This window comes from Bradyrhizobium sp., assembly GCF_050014615.1.
Lineage (GTDB): Bacteria > Pseudomonadota > Alphaproteobacteria > Rhizobiales > Xanthobacteraceae > Bradyrhizobium.
In genome coordinates, this window is record NZ_JBEKCZ010000275.1 from 1 (window position 1) to 5,817 (window position 5,817).

The 5,817-nt window shown below is 62.1% G+C and carries 6 protein-coding genes; 1 reads left to right on the forward strand and 5 read right to left on the reverse strand.

The window, feature by feature from the left end:
* Nucleotides 1-99: 99 nt before the first annotated feature.
* Nucleotides 100-1,014: a LysR family transcriptional regulator gene (locus ABR948_RS27715; RefSeq protein WP_428124197.1), complete on the reverse strand. Its 915-nt coding sequence runs from the start codon at nucleotides 1,012-1,014 to the stop codon at nucleotides 100-102.
* A gap of 94 nt (nucleotides 1,015-1,108) precedes the next feature.
* Here ABR948_RS27715 and ABR948_RS27720 point away from each other — a divergent pair, with 94 nt between their 5' ends.
* Nucleotides 1,109-2,041 carry an MBL fold metallo-hydrolase gene (locus ABR948_RS27720; RefSeq protein ID WP_428124199.1) on the forward strand — a complete coding sequence of 311 codons (933 nt, stop codon included), beginning with the start codon at nucleotides 1,109-1,111 and terminating at the stop codon, nucleotides 2,039-2,041.
* A gap of 10 nt (nucleotides 2,042-2,051) precedes the next feature.
* Here ABR948_RS27720 and ABR948_RS27725 read toward each other — a convergent pair whose 3' ends face one another.
* From ABR948_RS27725 to ABR948_RS27740, 4 genes are all read right to left on the reverse strand, one after another.
* Nucleotides 2,052-3,308, reverse strand: coding sequence for a BaiN/RdsA family NAD(P)/FAD-dependent oxidoreductase (locus ABR948_RS27725; protein WP_428124201.1), 1,257 nt, complete (start codon nucleotides 3,306-3,308; stop codon nucleotides 2,052-2,054).
* Nucleotides 3,309-3,461: 153 nt separating this feature from the next.
* Nucleotides 3,462-4,379, reverse strand: a complete 918-nt coding sequence (locus ABR948_RS27730) for an SDR family NAD(P)-dependent oxidoreductase (RefSeq protein ID WP_428124202.1) — start codon at nucleotides 4,377-4,379, stop codon at nucleotides 3,462-3,464.
* A 124-nt stretch (nucleotides 4,380-4,503) separates the two neighbouring features.
* Entirely contained in the window at nucleotides 4,504-4,983 is a 480-nt protein-coding gene (locus tag ABR948_RS27735) for a MaoC family dehydratase (RefSeq protein ID WP_428124203.1), read from the reverse strand.
* A 175-nt stretch (nucleotides 4,984-5,158) separates the two neighbouring features.
* A partial coding sequence (locus ABR948_RS27740) for an AMP-binding enzyme (RefSeq protein ID WP_428124205.1) occupies nucleotides 5,159-5,817 on the reverse strand: 659 nt, incomplete at its 5' end.

Below are 5,817 nucleotides of genomic sequence, written 5' to 3' on the forward strand. Positions count from 1 at the left end.
ATCATCGGGGTGTTGCCGGTCGGGGCACGGGGGAAGCTGCGGTAGCGTTCAGAATCGATTTGCGCTTTCGGCGGCATGGCGGACTCTGCTACGCGCGTTTTATCGGCGCCTCAACACTTTGTCCTGCTTTGTGTAATCGGACAGATGCTTGTTCAAATGGTCGAATAGTAATCTCACTCGGCGTGTGGACTTGATCGCCTCGTGCATTGCGAGCCAAATCTCCAGCTTGAGCATCATAGCCTTGATCGGAAGCTGGATTAGCTCTGGATATCTGGCCGCGATAGCGATCTGGCACCCGCCTATACCGAGGCCGGCGCGCAGGGCAGCGAACTGCGCGTAGTCGCTGTCGGTTCGAAAATTGAAAGTGTCGCGGGACGCGTCGAACCCCGACCTCCTTAGGCCCCTGTAGGCGCTGTCGTCTCGATCGAACCCAATTAGAGCATGGCCAGCCAACTGATCGAGCGCCATCGGCGTCCCCTGCACCTTGAGATAGTCGCGATGGGCGAACAAGCCGATATGCGTGTCGCCGACATGGCGCGCGATAAGCGTCGTTTGGCTCGGCCGCACCATACGGACGGCTATGTCCGCGTCATTCCGTTGAAGGTTTTGCACGCGGTTGGAGACGACAAGTTCCAAGGTAACGCCGGGGTGTTGCTGGCGGAATGTTGCAAGAATTGGCGGCAGCACCTCGCAGCCGATCATCTCCGAGGCCGTCAATCGAACCACGCCTTCCTCACCCCTGGCGGCGCCCGACGCCGCTCTTAGGAAGGCTTCCTGCGCTGCGGCCATCGCCTCGGCATGCGTGAGCAGTTCCATCGCCAGTGCTGTCGGCGTCAGACCGCGCCGCGATCGCTTGAATAGTACCTGCCCAAGCTGTGCCTCCAGCGCATCGATCTGGCGGCCGACCGTCGGTTGGGTGAGGGCCAAACGTCGAGCGGCTCCCGAGAGGCTGCGGTCACGCATGACCTCTATGAACGTTTGTTGCAGGGACCAGCCCAGGGCGCGCTTGCTCATACGCCAGCGTATAACAGAGGTTCGCAGTTAGACAATTGGCATAGTACGGCTTTTGCTCAATTCTGAAGTGGTGTCTCAAGGAGGAGATGACGCCATGTCGATCGACCGCCGAACTTTCGTAACCTCAGCCGTAGCCGCAAGCGCCGTGATAGCAACCGGGCATGGCGCACTTTCGGCAACCTTTCCCCTGGGACCGCCGAAGGTCAAAATTCATGCTGTCCAGACCGGTCGCGTTCGAGTCAAGCGGGCACAGATCGCCCCGACACGGCATGGATTGGCGCGCCTCGCGGCTCCACTGATCGAGTCCGAGTGGGCCGATTGGTTGCCTACTTACGCGTGGGTCATCGACCATGCCGAGGGGGTGATCGTCGTCGATACCGGAGCGGCCGAGCATCTCTTGTCGCTGCCGAGCTGGCACCCGTATTTCCAGCTTGCGGTCCGCTTCGACATTCAGCGCGAACAGGAGTTGGGACCACAGTTGCGCAAACTTGGCATCGGCGTGCGCGATGTGCGCAAAGTCGTTCTGACCCATCTCCATATCGACCACGACGCGGGACTTCACGATGTCGTCGGCAGTGCGATTTACGCCAGTCGTGGTGAAGTGGACAACGCATCCGGCCTCCGCGGGCGCTTAATGGGGTACCTGCCGGAACGTTGGCCCAAAGGCTTCGATCCGAAGGCTCTGGATTTCGCGGTGTCGCCATTCGGGCCCTTCCCGCGCAGCCGCTGCTTGACCGAGGCAGGGGATGTCATAGCCGTCCCGACACCAGGGCACACCAGCCACCACCTTTCTGTGATCGTCATGGAAGGCGAGACGGCGATCATGCTTGCGGGCGACGCTTCCTACAGCGAGGCGCAAATGCTGGAGGGTCGCATCGACGGCGTCGGCGCGGACGAGGACGCTGAACTCGAGACGCTCGCACGCATCGCCAAGTTCACGCGGATAATCCCCACGGTTTACTTGCCGACCCATGATCCGAACTCGGCCGACCGCCTGCTTCAACGTCGTTACGTTACGCATGCCTGATCCGCACCATTCAAACCGATTGATGAGTGGGGTCCTGGCCCTCCAGCCACCTCAACACGCCCCTCCCCGCCGCCGCTCCGGTCGCGAACGAAGCCTGCAGCAGATAGCCGCCGGTCGGTGCTTCCCAATCCAGCATCTCGCCGGCGGCAAATACGCCCGGCAGGCGGCGGATCATGAAATCGGCGTCGATTTCCCCGAAGGAAATGCCGCCCGCGGTCGAAATCGCGCGCGCGACCGGCGCGATGCCGTTGAGCTCAACCGGCGCGGCGTTAATCAATCCGGCGAGGTTTTCGGCCGGCAGCGAGGACAGTGAAACGCCCGATCGCATCGCCGCCTCCTGCAACAGGCCGATGCCGACCGGCGAAAGATGCGCCGCTTTGCGCAGCCAGTTGGCTAAAGACTGTTTGCCGCGCGGCGCCGACAGCCGCGCGACGAGCTCGCTGGTTTCGAGATCAGGCCGTAACGCCATGCGCAGCGTCGCTTTGCCAGACCGGATGATGGCCTCACGCAAGTCCGCCGACAACGCATAGATCGCGCCACCCTCCAGACCCGCGCGCGTGATCATGGCTTCGCCGCGCCGCGTGTGCGGGCCAAACGACAGCGCGATGCCCTTGAGCGGATGGCCTTCGAATCGGTCGCGGAAGATGTCGGACCAGGCGACCGTGAATCCGCAATTGGCTGGTCTTAGAGGTGAGATCGCGACTTCTCTGGCAGCAAGCGTGTCGACCCATCCAGCGTCGGACCCGAGCCGCGGCCAGCTGGCGCCGCCGAGCGCCAGCACGGTCGCACGCACCTCGACCAGGTGCTTTCCGTCTGAAGTGGCGAACGACAACCGACCGTCGTCGTCCCAACCGGTCCAGCGGTGGCGCAGCGCGAATTGCACGCCCATCGCATCCAGCCGCCGCAACCAGGCCCGCAGCAATGGCGAGGCCTTGAACGCTTGCGGAAAAACCCGGCCGCTGGAACCGACAAAGGTCGGCTGCCCCAATGCCGCGCTCCATTCACGCAAAACATCGGGTGAAAATGCCGTGATCGCGGCCGCGAGCCGCGGCGTTGCCGCGCCGTAGCGCGTGAGAAAGGCCGGCAGCGCCTCGCTATGTGTCAGGTTAAGACCGCCACGCCCCGCCATCAGAAACTTGCGGCCGGCTGATGGCATCGCGTCATAGACCGTGACGTGAGCGCCGCCCTGTGCCGCGACCTCAGCCGCCATCAGCCCGGCGGGGCCGGCGCCGATGATGGCGATTTGGGTTTTAGAGATGTGCTTCACCGACACAGCATATGGCGGATTTCAACGCGTTACCCAAGCCGTCATTCCGGGACACGCGTCTTCGCGTGGACCCGGAATCTCGAGATTCCCCGATGTGCAATTGCACATCTGAGGTTCGATGCTTCGCATCGCCCCGGAATGACAGGTCAACTTCTACAGCTTCACGCCCGCCCGCGCCGCGGCCTGCGCGACGTATTTCTGGGTCTGCTGGAACGCCCCTTCCAGCGCCTTTGCGCTCGACATGTCGCTGATCTCGGCGAAATGCGCGGCAATGGCATCGGGGGTCCAGTCGGACTCGGCTAAGTTGATGCCTTCGGTTTCCATGATCTTGATCACCGCGAAGGAACCCGCGCCGGCCCCCATGATGGTGCGGGTCGGTGCGTCTTCACCGAGCAGATAAAGCACCGCGGGCGTGATCGATTCCGGTTTCATCAGCGCCAATGCCTGCGGCGGCAGCAGCTCCTCCGTCATCCGCGTCGCCGCCGTCGGCGAGATCATGTTGACCTTGATGTTGTTCTTGCGGCCTTCCTCGGCCAGCACGTTCATCAAGCCGACCATGCCGGTCTTTGCCGCGCCGTAATTAGCCTGGCCGAAATTGCCGAACAGGCCCGACGACGAGGTGGTGACGACGATGCGGCCGTAATTGCGCTCGCGCATGCGGTCCCACACCGCTTTGCAGCAATAGAACGTGCCGTTGAGATGCACATCCAGCACTTTTGCAAAGTCGGCGACTTCCATCTTCGCAAACGACTTGTCGCGCAAAATGCCGGCATTGGCGCAGAGCAGATCGACGCTGCCCCATTTCTCCGTGGCCTTGGCGACCATCGCCTTGACCTGCTCGTAGTTCGAGACATCGGCGCCATCGGCCATCGCCTCGCCTCCCGCTTTTCGGATTTCCTCGACCACGGTTTCAGCCGGGGTCAGCGATCCGCCGGTGCCGTCGCGGGCGCCGCCGAAATCGTTGACCACGACCTTGGCGCCACGGCTCGCCAGTCCCAGCGCGTGCGCGCGTCCAAGCCCATTGCCCGCGCCGGTGACGATGGCGACGCGTCCGTCAAACCTGATTGTCATGATTTACCGTTCCCAGACTTTCCTCTTTTCGTCATGCCCGGCCTTGTGCCGGGCATCCACGTCTCTTGGTCGCCGCATAGAAAGACGTGGATGGCCGGGACAAGCCCGGCCATGACGGCCAATACTAAGCAAAAAAGATCAAACCGATCCAGTCGGCGACCAGTGCGGGCTTTTCCTCGCCCTCGATTTCGACCGTGACATTGGTGCGCGACAGCAATTCCGTCGGCTTGCGCAATTTGGCTTCCGCCAACATGAAGCGGCCGCGGACGCGCGAGCCCGCGCGCACCGGCGAGATGAAGCGCAATTTGTCAAACCCGTAATTGACTCCCATGGTGGTGCCCGAGATCACCGGCATCACCTCGTAGGACATGATGCTCATCAGCGACATCGTCAGAAAGCCATGTGCCACCGTTGACCCGAACGGGGTTTCCTTTTTGGCGCGCTCGGGGTCGATGTGGATGAACTGGCGATCCTCGATCACGTCGGCATAGACGTCGATCCGGTTCTGATCGACCAGATGCCAGGACGACACGCCTACTTCATGGCCGACCATGCTCTGATAGGCCTCGAGCGAAATCGGCGGCTTCTTCCAGACTTCATTCATCGATCAATTCTCCACAGTGTCCCGTTTCCGAAGTTCGTGAACTCTCGCGGCGCCCCCGACACGAACTTCGGAAACAAAGGGACACTGTCAATATAACCATTCTAGTGCCGCTTATCGATTTGAAGTTCCTGGGATGAACTTGCGGCACCACTGCAGGAACTTCAAATCGGCGGCACTAGCTTCCCGCCGACCGCACCTTCTGCAGCTCCGGGAAATCCCCCTCGCTAAACTCCTGGCCCCGCAACGGGTCGTTACGGTCGTTGTCATGCTCGAGCCGGCGCAGCTGCACGCGGCGGATCTTTCCGGAAATCGTCTTCGGCAGCTCGGTCACCAGTTCGATACGACGGATGCGCTTGAACGGCGCGAGGCGCGCATGCAGATGCCTGAAGATCGACAGCGCGGTTTCGCCCGAACGCTCGGCACCCGCAACCAACAGCACATAGGCCTTCGGAACCGCAAGCCTGATCGGATCGGGGCTGGGAACGACCGCGGCCTCAGCGACCTTTTCATGCTCCAGCAGGATGCTCTCGAGTTCGAACGGGCTGATCCGGTAATCCGACGACTTGAAGACGTCGTCGGAGCGGCCGACGAAGGTGAGATAGCCCTCCTCGTCGGCAAACACCACGTCGCCGCTACGATAGAGTTCGCCGTCCGCCCCGCTCAGTTTACCGTCGTCGCCCTGATAGCCCTGCATCAGCCCTGCTGGCCTGGCATCGCCGAGCAGCAGCGTGACTTCGCCCTCTTTGGTCTCATGGCCATCGATATCGGTGATGCGGACGCTATAGCCCGGCAGCGGCCGGCCCATCGATCCGACCTTGACCTTCTGGCCCGGCG

Coding starts and splice junctions, on each gene's coding strand:
- ABR948_RS27735 (WP_428124203.1), bottom strand. CDS start 4,983: ATGAATGAAGTCTGGAAGAAGCCGCCGATTTCGCTCGAGGCCTATCAG.
- ABR948_RS27730 (WP_428124202.1), bottom strand. CDS start 4,379: ATGACAATCAGGTTTGACGGACGCGTCGCCATCGTCACCGGCGCGGGC.
- ABR948_RS27720 (WP_428124199.1), top strand. CDS start 1,109: ATGTCGATCGACCGCCGAACTTTCGTAACCTCAGCCGTAGCCGCAAGC.
- ABR948_RS27715 (WP_428124197.1), bottom strand. CDS start 1,014: ATGAGCAAGCGCGCCCTGGGCTGGTCCCTGCAACAAACGTTCATAGAG.